At 43.2% G+C, this 19,428-nt stretch carries 12 protein-coding genes; 3 read left to right on the forward strand and 9 right to left on the reverse strand.

Annotation, left to right across the window (positions count from 1 at the left end; all coding sequences use genetic code 11):
* Positions 1-109 precede the first annotated feature (109 nt).
* Entirely contained in the window at positions 110-871 is a 762-nt protein-coding gene (locus tag WBJ10_RS09180; RefSeq protein WP_424289536.1) for a DUF4382 domain-containing protein, read from the reverse strand.
* A 130-nt stretch (positions 872-1,001) separates the two neighbouring features.
* Between WBJ10_RS09180 and WBJ10_RS09185 the strand changes: the two genes are divergently transcribed.
* Together WBJ10_RS09185 and WBJ10_RS09190 are read left to right on the forward strand one after the other, a co-directional pair.
* Complete coding sequence (locus tag WBJ10_RS09185) at positions 1,002-1,226, forward strand: hypothetical protein (protein ID WP_424289538.1); 225 nt, start codon at positions 1,002-1,004, stop codon at positions 1,224-1,226.
* A 4-nt stretch (positions 1,227-1,230) separates the two neighbouring features.
* Complete coding sequence (locus WBJ10_RS09190) at positions 1,231-2,121, forward strand: hypothetical protein (protein ID WP_424289540.1); 891 nt, start codon at positions 1,231-1,233, stop codon at positions 2,119-2,121.
* 79 nt (positions 2,122-2,200) lie between these two features.
* Here the strand turns inward: WBJ10_RS09190 and WBJ10_RS09195 are convergent, their stop codons facing one another.
* The 8 genes from WBJ10_RS09195 to WBJ10_RS09230 form a co-directional block, all read right to left on the reverse strand.
* Positions 2,201-8,677, reverse strand: coding sequence for a PKD-like domain-containing protein (locus tag WBJ10_RS09195; RefSeq protein ID WP_424289542.1), 6,477 nt, complete (start codon positions 8,675-8,677; stop codon positions 2,201-2,203).
* Positions 8,678-8,807: 130 nt separating this feature from the next.
* Positions 8,808-10,091, reverse strand: a complete 1,284-nt coding sequence (locus WBJ10_RS09200) for a glycoside hydrolase family 2 TIM barrel-domain containing protein (protein ID WP_424289544.1) — start codon at positions 10,089-10,091, stop codon at positions 8,808-8,810.
* 88 nt (positions 10,092-10,179) lie between these two features.
* Complete coding sequence (locus WBJ10_RS09205) at positions 10,180-10,530, reverse strand: hypothetical protein (RefSeq protein WP_424289546.1); 351 nt, start codon at positions 10,528-10,530, stop codon at positions 10,180-10,182.
* An 86-nt stretch (positions 10,531-10,616) separates the two neighbouring features.
* A complete protein-coding gene (locus WBJ10_RS09210; RefSeq protein WP_424289548.1) occupies positions 10,617-12,884 on the reverse strand; it encodes a PVC-type heme-binding CxxCH protein in 2,268 nt (755 codons plus the stop codon).
* 56 nt (positions 12,885-12,940) lie between these two features.
* Positions 12,941-14,596, reverse strand: a complete 1,656-nt coding sequence (locus tag WBJ10_RS09215; RefSeq protein WP_424289550.1) for a sodium:solute symporter family transporter — start codon at positions 14,594-14,596, stop codon at positions 12,941-12,943.
* 142 nt (positions 14,597-14,738) lie between these two features.
* Positions 14,739-15,758, reverse strand: a complete 1,020-nt coding sequence (locus tag WBJ10_RS09220) for an asparaginase (RefSeq protein WP_424289552.1) — start codon at positions 15,756-15,758, stop codon at positions 14,739-14,741.
* A 132-nt stretch (positions 15,759-15,890) separates the two neighbouring features.
* On the reverse strand, positions 15,891-16,658 hold the full coding sequence (locus tag WBJ10_RS09225; RefSeq protein WP_424289554.1) for a TatD family hydrolase: 768 nt from the start codon (positions 16,656-16,658) through the stop codon (positions 15,891-15,893).
* A 15-nt stretch (positions 16,659-16,673) separates the two neighbouring features.
* Complete coding sequence (locus WBJ10_RS09230) at positions 16,674-18,134, reverse strand: pseudouridine synthase (RefSeq protein ID WP_424289556.1); 1,461 nt, start codon at positions 18,132-18,134, stop codon at positions 16,674-16,676.
* A gap of 250 nt (positions 18,135-18,384) precedes the next feature.
* Here WBJ10_RS09230 and WBJ10_RS09235 point away from each other — a divergent pair, with 250 nt between their 5' ends.
* On the forward strand, positions 18,385-19,176 hold the full coding sequence (locus WBJ10_RS09235) for a lytic transglycosylase domain-containing protein (RefSeq protein ID WP_424289558.1): 792 nt from the start codon (positions 18,385-18,387) through the stop codon (positions 19,174-19,176).
* The last annotated feature ends 252 nt before the right edge of the window (positions 19,177-19,428 follow it).

The raw sequence follows: 19,428 nt of genomic DNA on the forward strand, positions 1-19,428 counted from the left end.
CCTTTTTTAGTGGAAGTTTTAAGGAGTACTTAGAAATAAAAAAGGGAGAAGATTTTCATCTTCTCCCTTTTCAAATTGAGAGCGCTATTTATTTAATTTTGTTATTTACTTAGTTGATAACAATGGTTCCCAGATCTTTCGTAGATCCTGTAACGACAATTACATCACTTATAGTTTTAGGCAAATAAGGGCTAACCGGTATAATCTCCACTTTATAAGTACCAGCAGTTACACCCGGGAACCAGAATTTACCGCTTGCATCTGAGATAGTTCCCAAAGTATCCGTACCAGCTATTGCATAAATTTTAGGACTGGAAGCAGCCGGGCTTATCATCCCGCTAATCGATCCGGAAACCGCATTCGGGATAGCGCGAATAACAGGTTTCAATATATACTTACCGTTTCCTGTTTGCACGATTGATTTCGCAGCATCAAAATCCAGCAACATCGTATAGGCTACACCTGCTTCAAGCGTTTCATTCACTTTAAGCTTCACTCCTGAACTTTGTCCGCTTGGAGTAGTCAGTGGATAGCTTGTTCCATTAATAACAACACGATTTCCTGTATCATTTAATACCAGTCTTACTTCCTGTAAACGTCCGGCAGGAAGATCCTGGGAGGCAATCAGTGTATCTTTTCCTAAACGAAATCTTAAAACGTCAAAGGGTTTTGAATCAACGGCAAGGGTTGATTCGCCTTCCGAGGAAAGGATCCTTACTTCTTTAATACTAAGATAAAGGGCATCATAGGCACCCGGTCCATCAGTTAGTCTGACGCTGACTTTGGTCATTTCCGATCCACTGTCGTTTTTGTTACATGCACTCAGACCTATAATTAGACCTAAAAATGCGACACTCAATAGTTTTTTCATTCTTTTATGTTTTAAGTTAATGTACCGCCATTGCCCAAAAACCTTGCCCCCTTTCCTTTCTTACTCCTTTAAAGCATATTTGGCACGTATAATGCTCATTATTAACTATAAACTAAACCATAAAAAAATCATGAAACTTTTAAAACTGTACTCTTATGTAGCCATTTTAGGCATCATGGGTTTCGCGACAAGCTGCACCTCAAGCACAACGTCAAGCGAGAACAAAGAAGATGTAACCGCGATGGATTCAGTATCGCAGGAACTCGAAAAAACTAATAAAGAATTGGAAGAAGAAGCTCAAAAAGTTGAAGCTTCCCTAGAGAAAGTTGATAAAGAATTTAACACTTCAAAATAAGCACATGAAAAGCAACGTATTAAAAATTAGTATCCTGCCATTAGTATTTCTTGTGGCAATAGCATTCAACGGTGTCCCGCCACAGAGGGAAAAAGGAAATAAGAATGAAAATTCTCAGGGCAAAGAAAGCCAGGGCCAGCGCGGAAATGACAATAATAAGTCAGGTAATTCATCCCGTGGTAATAATAATGATCAGGGCAAACGTTCTGATGATGATCGTGGCGAAGCTAATAAGGGACGTTATGAAGATAACAACCAGGGAAACAATAAGAACGGGCAGGGAAATGATAAGAACAAGAATAAGGGGAATGATGACTACCGCGTAGGTTCTGATGATAACAAAGGCGGCAATAAGAATGACAAAGGAAAAGATAAATCTAATGGCAAATCCCGTAAGGAAGCCATTAAATGGGATAGAGATGAAAACATCAACTGGGGATTTGAAAACTACTCAAGCCGTAAACGTCCGAAAGATCATAAGAAAGTAACTATTTGCCATAATACGGGCGATAATGAATTTCCGGTAAACATCAGTGTTTCTGAAAACGCTTTAAAAGCGCACATGAATCACGGAGATCAGGTGGGTAATTGTACTACTAATTATTCTGATCGCTGGTCTGATAATTATATCAGGACCAGGGAAAACGTTTATAACAATTATGAGAACACCTGGGAAACCATGTCGTACAGTGAGTCGCTGCTTAGATTTGCGGCTGATAAATTGCTGGGCATCAAAAGCAGCTTTCAGACACAACGTCCTACATTAAGTGCGCAGGAAATCCAACGCAAGGAAGCTTTAATCCTTGACTTGCAAAACAATGTTAACTCATTGGAAAATCAACTTGCTGTGAGCAGACAACGCACGGACGGAATAAATATTAATATCGATTTATAAGACATCATTTCAAAATTATTCTCTCAACAACGTAAAAAGGCTATTGTGATTCACAATAGCCTTTTTTTATTTAATATGATTAGCGTTTCAGGATGATAAAGCCTTTATTAAGTGCTTCCACCTTAGTCCCACTAACAGTCTTCCTCGTTGTTATAAGATAATAGTAAACACCATCAGCTAAAGGAGTATTGGTATTGGTAAGCATGCCGGTATTGGCATAACCTTTAAACACTCTATCACTTTCATTATAACCTTTCATCCTAAACACTTCGTTACCCCAGCGGTTAAAGATGAGAACTTCATTATCAGGAAATGAAACAATGTTTACAATATTAAACACGTCATTGCCCTGCCCATCACCGTTTGGTGATAATAGCGGGTCAATGGCTATATCAGGGTTAATTGGAGCTTCCTTTTTTTCGATTTCAATCGGTTCTGGCGGGTACACATCCACGATAGTGACATTTGCAGGAGTGCCGATCTTCACATCAGGGTCCGATGTCGACAAGATCGTAATCGTGAGATTCTCGTCACCTTCTTCCATATCATCCGTTAATGCAGCAATAGTGATTTTCTGAGTGGTGGTAAGCTGGCCTTTCGGGATCATTATCTGAATAAATTGATCCAAAAGAACATAATCCCGGTCCTTTATAGCCTTTCCGGAGTACCCAAGCTTGATAATTACATCTTCAGTAAAAGGTTTTTCAAGAAAGGCAGTAACCGACACCTTCTTCCCTTCTCTCACATTCGACAAACCCGGGGTTAAATTTACAGTTGAAAAAGTGGCAACCCTGATGATCAGGGACGCTGAACTGCACACTCCCGAGGTATTACAGATTTTATAGGGCATAGTTTCAGTACCCAGAAAGCCCGCATTTGGCGAATATTTAAAACTCCCATCATCGTTAAACGTAATTGTTCCGTTTTTCGGCTGTCCTGACAGACTGAAAGTCAATTTCTCATTTTCCCTGTCGTAATCATTTAATGCGGTCGTCCCTGAAGCGGTTTCACCTTCATATATCTTAAAACTATCATCGACAGCCATAGGCGGACAAATGCCTGCCCCAACCAGCCCGTTTGCTATGAAAGAGCACCCCATTGCATCTCTGACGGTGATTTGATAATTCCCTGCGCTCAACCCTGTTATGACATTGGAAGCCTGCGACCGGCCATCATAAAGAATAGTATAAGGTGCCGTTCCGCCCGTGATTGATGCCGTAATTTCGCCGTCGCTTGAAGTCCTGCATATCGTGTTTTTTATTGCTAACGACATCTTGAGTGGTGTGGATGATTGAATTATGCTTACTGTCTGGCGAACCACGCAGCCAGCGGCGTCGGCTATCGTTACACTGTAGCTTCCGGGGGCCAGTCCTGTGATGCTTGAAGTTTTTTGACCGCCGGCCCACGCATAACTGTACGGCGCCGTCCCGCCTCTCATGGTTAACGTTATTGAGCCGTCACTTGCTCCAAAACAAGTCACGTTAGATTTTACCACATTTGCTGCCAGGGCAAGCGCTGGCTGACTAATATCTATCGCTTGCGACAGGGTACAGCCTTTGGCATCCGTTATTGAAATGGTATAAGTTCCAACCGCCAGGTTCGTAAGGTCTTTGCTTGTACGCCCATTGCTCCATCGATAACTATATGGAGCATTTCCACCTGTTACAGTCAGACGGATCACTCCATTATCAGATCCAAAACAACTTACTTCATTTTTTGTAAAACTGATTTCGAGTGGTGCCGCTGGCTGGCTTATCGTGACGGCTTGTGTACTAACGCAATTATAAGAATCAGTTATGGTAACGGTGTAGACACCAGCGGGCACATCTTTCAGGTCCTTTGTTGTTTTACCATTAGTCCACACGTAAGTGTAAGGTGCCATCCCTCCTCTAACAAACAGGGAAACTGAACCTGTGGCCGATCCAAAACAATTTACATTCTCTAAGCTGCTGATGCTCGCCACCAGTGGCTCAGCAGCCTCTCTAACCACCGCATTTGGGTTCAAAGTTTGCACGCAAGTGGGGTTTCCCTTGTCACGGACCTGAACTCTATAAACACCGGGTGCAACGTTTACAAAGATTGGTGAAACTTGCCATGTTAAACCACCGTCTTTACTGTATTCATAAGTACCATAGCCACCTGCAGTATTGGTTACAGTTAGGATACCATCTGCACTACCCTTACAAGTGACATTTTTAATCTCTACTATGCCGCTAATCACAACGGGCTGTTTAAGCACTAAACACGAGCTTACAATAAATACACAGGAAGGATTTACCGCATCCCTCACCTGTAAACAGTACATTCCAGCCTTCAAACCAGTAAAGTTCATGGAGTTTTGCCAGTTGATCCCATTATCAATACTATACTGATAGCTTCCTGAACCGCCACTCATATTTGAAAAGGTTATAGTTCCATCTGATGATCCAAAACAAGTGATGTCTGTTGCAGCAGCAACTGCGTTGAGCGGCGCCGGCTGAGCAATATTGAAAGAGGTATCTACAATATAAATACAAGACTGGGCAGATGCGTCGCGGATGCGAATGTTATACGCCGCTGCAGCCAAATTGCTAAAAACTGTTCCGGTTTGCCAGCTTGCCCCGCCATTAATGCTGTATTCGTAACTACCAGATCCACCGATCGAATTGGTGATCGTAATGCTACCGTCGTTCCCGCCAGAGCAAGTTACGTTTGTAGAAATAGCGGAGGCATTAAGTGCAAAGGCGGGTTGCGTGATGGTAACAGACATAGCCGAACCCAAGCTACAACCATTCGCGTCAGATACATTTACACTATATGTACCGGCAGGAACATTTGTTATTTCTGCCGTAGTGACTCCATTGCTCCATAAGTAGGTATACGGAGCGGTCCCTCCAGAAACTAAAACGCTGGCTGAACCAGTGCTCTCACCAAAACACAATATATTAACTGGGTTGGCAAATGCGGCTGCTAGCGGAGCTAATGGCTGCGTAATTGAAACCGCATCATTGAAAATAAAGACGCAGTTTGTATTTGCCGCATCTCTGATCTGCAGGTTATAGCTTCCCGGCGCTAAACCAGCAAAAGTGGGATTAGTTTGCCAGGTAGCTCCACCGTCGATACTATACCCATATGCTCCTGAACCTCCTAATATCGCTGTGAAAGTTATCGAACCATTTGCCGCTCCGAAACACGTCACATTAGTTGCACTCGAAGTTGCACTAATTGGAGCAGTTGGCTGAGTGATTGTTGCGGTACCCGTTCCGGAATTCGCACAAAAGGCATCCGAAACACTTTGAATAGTATACGTTTTTGTAGTTGTGGCACTTACCTGGAAATTATAGGAATTTGTGGTGATTCCGGAAATAGTAAAAATGCCGGTTCCATCGGAATAGCTTATTGTCCAGGGAGCTGTTCCTGTCAATGCAACATTTAGCGTGGCATCAGCTCCAAAACAAACCGTCGCATTCCCGCTGATTGTTGCTGTAGGCAGGGGATTCACATAAATGGTATACACACTCGGCGGACCTGGACAGCCGTCAGCAAAGGGAACTATAGTATAAGTTACTGAGCCCTGGCTAGTCCCCAAATTAAAAAGGGTTTGCGATGGAAGCTGAGTTTGACCTGATCCGGTGCTTTGAAAACCAGTGATCTGGCCGGATACGGTTGTTGTCCAGTTAAATGTAGTCCCGGTCACTTCGGAACTCAAATTTACTGCAGTACTGGAACTCCCTGAGCAAATAGTCTGACTGAGATTAATAGTACTAAGGAGTTTTGGAATCGGATCTACACGTATGACGTATGAAGTCGGAGGACCTGAACAGCCGTTCGCGGTTGCAGTTACAGTAAAAGTGACTCTTCCTTCTACTGTACCGGAGTTAGTGATAACCTGTGCGGGAATATTTCCCGCACCATTGGGTGTGAATCCAGTAATATCTCCTGACGAAGCAACTGCCGTCCAGGAGAAATCAGCTCCGAAAACATCGGAGGTCAGGACTACTTCTGTTGTACTGATACCTGAACAAGTAGTCTGGTTAAGAGGGGCATTGGTAATTCTTGGTAAAGGATTTACTTTAATTTCGTAGCTCATCGGTTGACTGCTGCAACCGTTGTTTAAAGCCGTGACCGTCACGGTTCCTGTTATAGGAGTTGTTCCATTGTTTATCGCGGTAAATTCAGGAATAGAGCCCGTGCCACTAAAAGTTGCACCGAGCGCAGTGACTGTCCAGGCAAAGGTTGTGCCGCTGACGTTGCTTGAAAAAGTTTGTACAGGAATCGTTGATCCATGACAAAATACCAGATCTGATTTTGCATCGATGACTGGGGTAGGATTTATTGTGATTGTGTAGCTTACCATTTCACCTACACAATTATTTAAAGTAGGCGTGATCCAAATAGTGGCTGTGATGGGACTGGTCGTAGTATTAGTAGCAATAAAAGTTGGTATTGGTCCGGTTCCATCAGCGGCAAGTCCGATATTTATGTTAGAATTCGTCCAGGAGTACGTAGCGCCCGCTGGCGTGCTAATAAAGTCTGCAGCAGGTATAGAATTACCCGCGCAAAAGGTTAGATCAGCAGGTTTAGCAACAACAGGCTTTCTATTAACTGTTACTGAGAAAATTGTTGAAGAACTGACGCAGGAACCTATGGTAGCTGTAACAGCGTAATTTCCCGACATAGACGGGTCTGAACTTCCCCTGTCTATTGACGTACCCGTGCCTGTAAAACCCATTGGGCCAGTCCAATTATAAGTCGCATTCGCATCGGGATTCGTTACCTTCAGGATAAGGCTGGTTCCTTCGCAAATTGGATTTGCATAAGGATCTATAGCCGGAGGATCAGGCGCTCCGGGGCTGGTAATAGATAAAATATTGCCTGCAACGATACAACCCGCACCGTTACGGACAGCCACCGCATAACTTCCGGATCCTAAGTCCACGAATATCCCACCATTACTAAAAAACGTGGCCCCACCGTCAATTGAGTATTCCAATGGCGCAGACCCCGTAGCATCAATTGTAATGGAGCCATCATTTGCGTCACAAATACTTTCGTTGGTTTTCGTAGCACTGACTATTATAGGCAGGGGATTAACGGTAATGGTATAAGTAGAAGGAGTACCTGCACAACCATTCACCGAGGGTGTAACGGTGATTGTAGCTGAACCCGAACTGGCAGCGGTAAAACTAGGTATGTTTCCGGTTCCGCTTGCAGCCAAACCAATTGCTGTATTAGAATTTGTCCATGTAAATGTTGTTCCACTGGGGGAGCCCACAAAATTCGTCGCTGACACAGTATTACCAGAACATACTACAATATTGGACGGAACTGTTACAGTCGCTGTGGGGTTTACTGTTATCGTATAACTCGACGGGCTACCGGCACAGCCATTAAGCAATGGCGTAACGGTTATTGTTGCGCTTATTGGAGATGTCGTCGTATTAGTAGCTGTGAAAGCGGGCAGGTCCCCGGAACCGCTGGCCGCTATGCCTATCGCTGTGTTCGAATTCGCCCATGTGAAAGTGGCACCTGCTGGAGAACTTGTGAAAACGGCAGAAGGGATTAAAGATCCCGGGCAAGCAACCACATTGGAAGGGACGATCGCTACCGGTGTGGGGTTCACCACAACTACCGCTGCTGAAGACGTCACCGTTCCACATGAATTGGTTATTACTACATCATAACTGCCCGCATCAGAATTACTGGCTGAACCAATCGTATAGCTAGATGAAACGGCATTGTTAATTTCAAACCCATCTTTCCGCCATTGATACGACATGGCCGTGGAACTAGTTGCAGTTACGCTTAAAGTCACGGACGAGCCAATACAAACACTTTGGCTTGCAGGTTGAGCTGTGATGGCCGGAGCTGAGTTGACTGTAATACAAAAAGTGGTAGAGTATTTATCACCCGCGTCAATTACACCCAAAGTTGAATTAGCTCCGCAAATATTATCAACAAGAGCACGGTAACAGGTTGATGCTGTTAAGTTAGAATAACTAAGGGTATTAGTCTTATTATCTACAAGGATCCAATTACCATTAATATCCTGCATTTCCCACTTCAGTATTGGACCGGTATGCCCCTGCAGCAAGAGATCTCCGCTCGCCGGTGAGCAAGACACTGAATTGCCGGTAATAAAACCTCCGCTAATCGTTGAAGCACTTTGCGAATAATAAAGGAATACAGGAGCAGAAGGATTTGAACATCCTAAGCTTGAATTCGTTACAAACCGCCTGATCCGATAATCCCCGGCCGCGTTTCCGGCGGGCCCTAATATGAAACTAGTGATTTCACTCTTCGAAAGATCCTCCGAAGTTATGGCCACACCACTGTTGTTTCTTATGACAGTGTAGGCGCCACCACTGAAAGAGACTTCCCATATAAAGGAATTACCGGTGCCTGTGGGTGTACTGCCGTCGATGTTTTGATACGAAACATTTCCACAAGCCGAATTATAAATCCGCTCTCCACCTACAAATTCAATATTATTAGGGCCGCATTGTGCATATAGCACATTAGCCCCAGCTTGAATGAGTAGCAGAGTACAAATTAAAATTCGAAAAATTGACTTCATGCTCCTTACTGTTGCTAAGGATAAATTCCTTAACGACAACTGTTGGTATACGTAAACGGACTTGTTTTGTTACAAGACCAAAATTTGGTGGAGCGCCAATTTTTTTATCTAATATAGTGATTATTTATTTTTATTCTTTTACGTAAAAGGGGATATTACCAGTTGCTACTTTGTTTTTTCCATCTGATGCATATATGAACAGACGATAGCCGCCCGCTTTCTCAGGCGACCTTAAAAGGACACTTCCTGGTCTGTTTTCCGAGATTAAACCAGTTATTGGTTTTGGACGTTCTTCGCGGTCACCGCCCTCCCCCAGCTGAGTAGCTTCTGGTAGTAACTCCCATCTGTAAGTCAGCTTGTCTTTGTTTGGATCAGTAACATCTACTACGACTTTATAATCCTGATTTTTGGAAAGGTATATCGCTTCCGGCAATTGTTTTCCATCCAGTGTGAAGGATTGGATGTGCGGAGCCCGGTTTACCGGCCATTTCCCAGACCATAAGTATTGCATGACATCCAAAACTTCCGACCCTTCTCCCGCCTCGGTAAATAAGCCATACCAGGTAGGGGTACGCTCTTGCTTTTGTCCCCACAGAAATACATACGAGCCAAGGCAGTTTTTATCCTTTCCAATAGATGATTCATAACGGCTTTTGTATACCGATGCCTTTTGGCTACTGGTTTCTTCAATAGCGGCTTTCCATGGAAGAATGTTAGTTTCCCAATGACCAGTAGGTCCCCATTCAGTTACCAAATAGGCTTTAGTCCAGTTATTTTCTCTAATTTGATCTGGAACTGAAGGAAGGCTTCCATAAGTTTGTACGGATAGTAAGTCAATGTCATTGGCCCTTACATTAATTTCTGAAATTGCAGTATTGTTGACACCAGCCAGCATCGTTGTTGTTAGATGATTTGGGTCAAGCCGATGTATCATCCGGGAAATATCATTCACCGCATCCCAAACTTTCGGGTTGTTAGCACTAAGGTTTAACTCATTCCCTATTCCCCACATTAATAATGCAGGATGATCTTTATGTACTAAAACTTCCTTCGTAAGTTTCTCAAGCTGTTTTCTAACAGCAAGGGTATCATCATAATTAAACCCGTGCCGTTCTCGTGCCACATTTAGTCCTAATGTGACTGTAAGTCCGAGTGAATGAGCTTTGTCCAGGATTTCCTTAGCGTTATTAGTATTCCAGGTTCTTATCGAATTTCCCCCTGATTGTACAAGGACTTCCATTCTGTTTGTCCCCCCGGCTCCCTTAACAAAATAGGGTTTACCACCTCTAAGCAACGTAAATCCCTCCTTATCTTGCACAACCTGAACTTTAACGGGCTGGTACGATTGTGCATTTGCCGCCAAAGCGACGCTTAGCAAAAGACATACACCATAAATTTTAAAGATGTTTTTCATCTTCTTTTAATATTGAAGATAAGCGGGTTGGACAACTAAGATGTCGCCAGGATTAACATTAGTAACTCTTTTCCGGCAGTGGCGATGTTTATTCCACGACCCTTTTAAAGACATTCTTAACCTCTGTGCCAGCATAATTTGAAGTGATCTCTATGGAGTCGCCCATAAATTTCCCTTTTGCTTCCAAAGGCCCGTTGCCAATGTCGATTTTGTAAGAGAAATCTGAACCGTTTATTTTTCCATCAAATAAAGGCACTTCGCCGTATTCAGTGTCAATGAAACCACTTAACTTTTCGCCTTCAGCTTTAAGCTTATAAGTTAGTTCAAGCGGTCTTTCCTGGAAGATGATGGAACCTTTGTAGGTACCTGTAAGATCCGCTGCCAGGCATACCATGACAAAGACGAAAAGAAAACTGAGTAGTGTGGCTGATTTTTTCATGATAAATATTTTATAAAAAGTAAGATAAGCCATTTTGACTGTTTGTACAACAGTTTTTTAAAAATCTTGTATGATTTCGATCTTAGTTATTCATTCACTGTTGAAGGGACTAACTTCTCGAGTTCCGAAACCGTCCATGCAAGGGCCCGATTGCCGGATTCCCTCCTTACCTTTGAAACCTCAATGGGCGTAATAAAAGGTGAAGGGCCGTTCCTGGGACCCCTTCCAAACTCGAACCGGGCATAACTTAGCACTTCCGCAAGCCAGTCGTCACTGTTTCCACCCATAGCAGGCATTAAATCACCTGGGTAGCTTTTCCCATCAATAGGACCAGACAATCCATGAAGAAGTATGCGGATTGCAATACTCTTATCCCCGCCAAGTCTTTTAGATCCAAGTAAAGGAGGTGCCACCTGGCTTGAAAGTCCTTTTGCATCGGCACCATGACAACTGGCGCAAAGTGATCTGTAAATCATTGCTCCTTTCATTACCCTTTCACGATCCGCGATGGCGAGAGTTCCAAGTCTGCTGCCATACATCCTGATATTTTCTGTACGTTCCAGCGCGCCGACAATTCCTGTAATCATCTCACTATCCTGATTTTTACTGACAAGCGTCTTCTTAATCTCCTGAGCTCTCGATCCCTTATTATACGAAAGTGAAAGTAATAACTGACTGCTTACATCATAACTTGGATCGGCATTGAGGTTCTCCAGCTTACTGATTACATCCTGATCATCCGCTTTTATAAAAGGCTCACTTATCCAGACAGCGGTTTTCCTTACCTGAGCATCACTATCATCCAAAGCTGCAAGCACTACCTCCTTATCGATAGCATCCAAACCCTCCAGGGTCCAAAGCGCATGAATTTTTGCGAGGTGCGAAGGCCTGGAAGATAAGCTTGCCCGCTCTCCCAGCGCTATACGTTTAAGAATTGGTACGACAGATTTATCACCCAGAACAATTAATTGCTTTTGCGCATTATCGCGCCACCAGCCGTTAGGATGGTCGAGATGACGAACCAATTGCGCAGGAGACTCCTCCAGCATTTTGGGTTTAGTCCCTGTCTTATAGCCATCATGAACAAGACGATAAATCCGCCCGCGCCCGATATTCTGAGCAAATCCCATCCTTTCGATGACATTCCTTAAAAACGATCCTGGCTTGGTCCAGTTACCTTGCTGAATTATACCCCGATGCATATCGACAATATAGAGGTGACCGTCGGGACCAGTATAGCTATTTACCGGGCGAAAGTTCATGTCTGACGATGCAATAAATTCCTGCTGGAAGTATGCATTCTGTACCCGGGTTTTGCCTTTTTCATTGATGACTTTAGCCCGTCGAATTAAACGCCCGACAGGATCGCAAACCAGATAATCCCCAACAAGATCTTCAGGCAATGCGTTACCGCGAAAGATAGACTGCCCGCTGGATGCTGTAAAATGATTAAGTGTGCTATCAGGACGTAATCGTTTCAATCCGCCCTGTACATCCGGAGTAGAAATGATTGGCCAGACTGCGGCAAACTCACTGTCATATTGATCCCTGAAATCCAGAGATCCATATTTCGGATTTATCTGAAATCGCTGGATAGGCACTTCACCCCCTGCTGATGAGTAGTATAATCTTCCGTAGTTATCATGTGTCAGTCCCCATTGTCCCCCCGCTCCGTTAATCATCGTATCTGCCTTCAGCATTCCATTCGCAAATTTTAAACGAATAGGCTCATAAGTCATGTAAATCCAGTTATCGAGGTTCCAATCCAGGCCACTACGCTGATGCTCCATATTCGCGTCATTGGCGGAATATTTTGGATTCTCATAAACAATCCGTTTTTGATCGGCCTTGCCATCACCATCGGTATCTTTATATGCAGCGATGGTTATCGTGTTTGTTTCATTCACCAAAAGTTCTTTATCAACGGAAAGCATCATCCTGGGCAGCATCAGGTTTTCAATAAAAACCGAACGTTTGTCCATTTTGCCATCATTATTGGTATCCTCGAGCATTACAATCCGGCTGGTCGGCAGACGTTCTCCAGTTGCATCCGCATCCTGCATATAAGTAAGCATTTCCGCTACATACATCCTGGCGTTTCCGTCCCAGGTAATAGCCACAGGCTCTTTAACCATCGGCTCACTTGCTACCAGCTCCATGTGATAACCTTTAGGCAGGTTGAAACTCCTCATACTTTCTTCAGGTGATAAAAACTCTGGAGATGGTTTAGAATTAAACACACGCTCAGGATTCGGATTTGAAGCAGCAGAATTTTGAACCGACCGGCAGGCATAGAATAGTACAGCAGTCAGCATGGATACTATTATCAGGTTTCTGTATTTTCTTATCATCATATCAGGCTAAAAACTCAGTGCGAGCTTCTTATCGTCAATTATAAATATTGGAAACTTTACCAGTAAATGCTATACATGGCCACAATAATACCTAAAACGATAAGCGCTCCTACTGTAAAAGATGGCGAAGTCTTAAACATGCTGCTATCTACTTCCAGTCCATTTGGTTTAACCCCATTCCGATTATCGTATGTACTAATAAGATACATAGCAATTACACAAATAAGGAATACAAACCCCATCCGGTCAATAAACGGTATTTCGTAAACACCATCAGCATTAAGGACCGAAAAGCCTGAAGCATGAAGGAACTCCAGATTAATATAATTTGGCGAGACTTTGAAAAGTACCGACAGGATAAAGCCTCCGATTATCGCGAACAGAGCCGCATTTGACGTCGCTTTTTTCCAGAAGAAGCCCAGTATAAATGTTGCAAAAATACCAGGAGATACAAATCCGGTGTATTCCTGGATAAATTGAAATCCGCCCTTTTTATCTATTCCTAAATACGGTGCAATTCCTACCGCCATTAACATGGAAATAATGATCACCCATCTTCCAACCTGCACCTGCTTCTTTTCATCGGCGCCCGGGTTTAATTTCTTTTTATAAATATCAAGGGTAAAGATGGTAGCTATGCTATTCGCCTTCCCCGCAAGGGAAGCAACTACGGCCGCTGTAAGAGCAGCAAAGGATAAACCCTTCAAGCCTACTGGCAGCAAATTAAGCAATACGGGATATGCACGGTCTGCAACCACCTCCCCATTCAGCATCATTTCTTTCTGGAACACGCCTTCTTTATATAATACAAATGCTGCGATACCAGGCAGAACTACGATTACCGGCATCAGCAATTTCAGGAATGCCGCAAACAGGAGCCCGCTTCTGGCTGTCGGCAGGTCGGCTCCAAGCGCCCGTTGCGTGATGTATTGGTTACAGCCCCAGTAATTCAGGTTTACAATCCACATACCTCCAACCAAAACAGTCAGACCAGGGAGATCAATAAAATACGGATCATCTTTATTGAAGATCATCTTGAAGTGATCAGCGGAGTTATCGGTCATCAGATTAAATCCGTTGATCGGGCCGGAAGAACCATAGTGCTGCGCCACCATATCAAGCGCCAGGTAAGTGGTCACTAATCCACCCAATATTAAAAATACCACCTGTATTACATCGGTATAACCGATTACATTCATCCCGCCAAGGGTAATAACAATGGCAAAAACTGCAAGTGCTGCCATACAAAGACCCAGGTCGAGGCCAGAGATGCTGCTGATAGCCAAAGCACCAAGGAATAATATGGATGTCAGGTTTACAACAACGTAAAGCAAGAGCCAGAAAACCGCCATGATCATGGCTACAGTTTCATTATACCTCGTTTGCAGGAACTGAGGCATGGTATAGATTTTATTCTTGATGTAGATTGGGATGAAGAAAACCGCGACTATGATCAGGGTTGCTGCAGCGAGCCATTCGTAGGCAGCGATTGCAAGTCCCATAGTAAACCCCGACCCACTCATTCCGATAAACTGCTCCGCCGAAATATTTGAAGCGATTAAGGACGCCCCGATTGCCCACCAGGTCAGGGAATCTTTTGCAAGGAAGTAATCCTTTGAATCTTCATGCTTCTTACGGTTGTACACATACAATCCGTAGGCACTTACAATAATAAAGTAGATGAAAAATACAATATAATCCGGGGTTTGCATTTTGAACGTTGATTGGTTAGAATAAACGTAGTGAAAAAAAAAGGAATAAAAAACAAGGAGCAAGGTGGAACAAAGAACAAGGAGCAAGGTGGAACAAAGAACAAGGAGCAAAGAGCAAAGATCGGGGGTTGCTTGCTCCTACCTACGCCAGTGTCATCTCCCCCCTCAAATTCGTTTCCAGCAATTGCGCAATCTTTTTTCTGTCTGTAAAATTCCCCAGGAGAAACATAAGCTTGGTTACTGCTGCTTCAAAAGTCATATCGAAGCCGCTTACTACTCCCATTTCCTGGAGCTGGCGACTTGTTTCATAGCGTCCCAGGGCGACGGTACCAACCTTGCATTGCGATATGTTGAGTATGAGCTTGCCATCGGCTATAGCTTCTTTGAGCAGTTCGAGGAACCAGTCTTCGGTGGACGTATTGCCGGATCCAAAGGTTTCCATAATAATTGCTTTGCAGTCGGCATTTAAAGCCGCTTTAACAATCTGAGGGCTAATCCCAGGGTATAATTTCAAAACACCTATTGCGCTATCCAGTTTTTTGTGAAATTTAACCGGGCCGTCTCCCGGTCTTAAAATATCATTTTTATTGAATTCGAGGTGGACCCCTGCTTCGGCCAGTACCGGACAGTTGGGCGATCTGAACGCTTCAAACTTATCTGAATTGTATTTAAAGGAGCGGTTTCCGCGAAATAACTTATAATCGAAGTAAATACAAACTTCCGGTACTACTGCCTTTCCTCTTTTTCTTGCAGCCGCTATTTCCAGGGCAGTGATCAGGTTTTCTTTGGCATCTGTTCTTATCCCGTTGACGGGCAGCTGAGAGCCGGTGAGTATGATTGGTTTGGCGAGATTCTCAATCATGAAGCTTAAAGCTGAAGCGGTAAACGACATAGTATCAGAACCATGAAGTATGACAAAGCCGTCATATTTTTCATAATTTTTCTGAATTAATGAAACAAGCTCCTTATAAATTTGGGGGCTCATATTTGAAGAATCAATGAGCGGATCGAATGAATATACTTTGAAATTGTAATCCAGCCTTTTAAGCTCCGGAACATTATCGGTGATCTGATCAAAGTTGAAGGGTACAAGCACTCCGGATTTAGGGTCGGTAACCATCCCTATAGTTCCGCCCGTGTAAATAATCAGTACGTTAGTCATTCTATTAATTGGTTGGGAACGGTAAATATAGATAATTGGAAGTGGAAAGTTGAGAGGCTACGCTCACAATGACAGCAGACAGTCAGGTGGAAAGTCTCAGGGCACGGGCGTTTCTATAGCCCTGGGCTTATTCTAAATACCGAATATCGTTTTTGAATTAGACGTAGTGATACGGGCTACTTCTTCAATTGAAACCTCCTTGAGGTCGGCGAGTTTTTGCGCGACGTATACCAGGTAGCTGCTTTCATTTGGCTTGCCGCGAAATGGAACGGGCGTTAGGTAAGGTGAATCTGTTTCAAGAACGATGTGATTGAGACTGACATTGGCTATAGCTTGATCAAGACCTGAATTCTTATAGGTAAGAACCCCTCCTATGCCCAGGTAAAAACCCAATTCAATTACTTGTTCGGCTTGTTCGGCGGTTCCGGTGAAGCAATGAAAAATACCTCTCAGTTTGTCGTTTTTCATTTCTGACAGGATTTCTAAGATCTCGTCGAATGCTTCCCGGCAATGAATAACGATGGGAAGATCCATATTCAAAGCCCAGCTGATCTGCTGTCTGAAAGCATCCTGTTGAAAAGACAGTGTAGTTTTATCCCAGTGAAGATCGATACCAATCTCCCCGATAGCGTAAATCTTACCCTGAGTTGTCGCTTGCCGGATAGTATTCAGTTCTTCCTGGAAGTCTGACTTTACATCGCATGGATGCAAACCAAGCATGGGAAAACAATTTTCAGGGTATAGTTTTACTAAATTAAATACCTGAGAAACAGAGGACGCATCAACATTGGGCAGGAATAAGCGACTAACCTCCTTGTCGAGACAGCGCTGCATCAGTTGCGCAAGTTTTTCGGGATCGGCTTCGTAGTATAAATGGGTATGGGTATCAGTTAGGATCATGGGCAAGTCCTGCTCTTACTTTATCAGGTGTTTCAACTGAATAATCTCCTTTTCTTCCAAATATCTCCACCGTCCGCGGGGCAGGTCCTTTTTCGTTAGATTCGAATATACCACGCGGTCTAGTTTGACAACCTCATAACCCAGGCTTTCAAAAATCCGGCGTACTATCCGGTTTTTTCCGCTATGGATTTGAATACCTACTTCTTTCTTACTTCCGCCGGCAACATAACTTACCTGATCAGGTTTGATTACACCATCCTCCAGTTCTAAGCCAAAAGAGATCTTATTCATATCTCCCTGCGAAAGGCTTTTGTTCAGTTCAACATTATAAAGTTTGGTGATATTATTTTTCGGGTGAGATAACTTATCAGCAAGATCGCCATCGTTAGTCATCAATAAAAGGCCGGTTGTATTGCGATCGAGCCTTCCGACAGGATAAATGCGCTCCTTGGAGGCTTTCTCTACCAGGCTCATCACCGTCTTACGCTCCTGTGGATCGTCCGTTGTAGTGATATAATCTTTCGGCTTATTTAACAGAACATAAACCATCTTTTCACGCTTAAGGCTTTCCCCGTTATAACGGATCTGATCTTTAGCCGGATCTACTTTAAATCCAAGTTCAGTTACAGGTTCACCATTTACCGATACCACACCGGCAGCTATCAGTTCGTCAGCCTTACGGCGCGAACAGATTCCTGCGTTGGCTATAAACCTGTTCAGGCGGATCATCCCGTCATCTTTAGCAACAACTGGCTTTTTACTTCTCTTATTCTCGAATCGCTCTTCCGAACTCCATTTCTTATCATCACTCCTGTAACGCGGACGATCACTTGGTTCAGAAGGTTCGGTTGAACGCGACCGGAAAGGTTTATCGCTAAATCTCTTTACGGGTGCATTTTTGTCGCTGAATTTACCGTCACGTCCTGAAAATGGCTTAGATTCACTGCGGTCGGAATAAGGCTTTCTTTCAGTCTGGGACCTGTCACCAAATGCCTTTCTATCGGCGAATGACTTATCTCCAAATGGCTTTCTGTCGCCGGATGGTCTATCCCCGAATGGTTTTCTATCACCTGATGGTCTATCTCCGAATGGTTTTCTATCTGATGACCGTTCTCCGAATGGTTTTCGGTCACCTTCTCTTTTGTCTGAATATGGTCTCTTCTCTCCCTGAGGACGATCAGAATATGGTTTTCTTTCAGGACGGTCGCTGCTTCCCGCTGACTTACTAAAGCTTTTAGGGCTCCTTTTTTCCGTTGAAAATCCAGATCCGGATTTCTCATCAGTTTTCTTAAATCCACCTTTGAAAGGCTTCTTAGGATCATCGCCAAACAATTTCTTCTTAGTGTTGTTACTACCTTCAGTTCTGTCTGATTTGAAAGATTTGCTTTTAGATGCAGAACCCGGGGCAGATTTAAACGACCGGTCAGATTTTTCGGATTTGTCGTCGCGACCGTTCCTTTTATTTTTAAATGGCATGATTAAATTTTAACTCTTAAAAGAGGACAACAAAGATAGGCAAAAATAAGCGATTAGTGTGCTTAGAGGCGGAAAAATAGTGAGGGCATATGAGCAAGAAAATTAATATTAAAAGCGGTATTTCACAAGGGATAAATGATAACTATTTGATAATTAGCTATATATTTTATACCTTTGCAGAAAATAACCGAATTTGAATTTAAAAAGAGAGGTAAAAATGATCAAGAAACACTTGATAATGTGTTCAGTAATGTTAGTAATATTACTGTCCGCCAAGATGTTTAATTACAAGGCTTCATCGTCATTCGCTACACTGATACATCTAAGCGAAGAGCCAAAAAAAGTAAAAATTCCCACTGACAATTACTACAATTCCTTAAGCTTCGCTGACGAAAACATCCCTGTCGGGGATTCACGTATTAAAGCTAAAATGAAGAAAGCGCTCAAAGAACATTCTCATAGCCAGCTTCAGACTTCAAAACTTCATAGTCAGGCTTCAAAATGGTTTCCTGTAATCGAACCAATACTTGCCAAGTATGGCATTCCAGAAGATTTTAAATACATGCCGCTTGTAGAAAGTGGCTTGAAAGGTGGAGTATCGCCGAAAGGTGCAACCGGTTACTGGCAATTCATGCCGGGTACAGCTCGTGGCTTTGGCTTACGTGTTAATAGTGAAGTAGATGAGCGTAATAACATTCGAAAATCTACTGTCGCAGCTGCTAAATATCTTAAATCTTTATACCGCATATTCGACAGCTGGACACTCGCTGCAGCTGCCTATAATATTGGTGAAGGTGGTTTGAGAAGACAAATCAACCGACAGAATCAGGATAATTATTTTAAAATGAAGCTGAACAGAGAGACCGCTTCATATGTATATAAACTTATTTCTATGAAGGAAATAATCGAAAATCCAGCACGCTACGGTTATACTAGTAAGGCGAGCAAACTACTTGCAAAAGCTGACACTAAAAAGAAGCCAGCTTTTATGTTCTCTATCGCGAAGGGAAAGCCGCTGGGTGATGAGAAATTGCGCTTGTAATCTTGGTATTTTTAACATCAAGAAAAAGGGACCGCAGAAATACGGTCCTTTTTTGTTTCTATAATTCAGCCTAATATATATTGTTGATATCTAAGTTTTTCTGACGCTCAGAAAATAAACGATGGAAGAAAAAATCGCATCTTTGCATAAATATTGAGCGAGTATTCTTTTTATGAATAAATCTAATCCCGACCTTGGAGAGCAGAGTGAAGTTGAAGTTTTTGGTGCCAGGGTCCATAATCTAAAAAACAT

Source organism: Daejeonella sp. (assembly GCF_049655485.1).
Classification (GTDB): Bacteria; Bacteroidota; Bacteroidia; order Sphingobacteriales; family Sphingobacteriaceae; genus Daejeonella.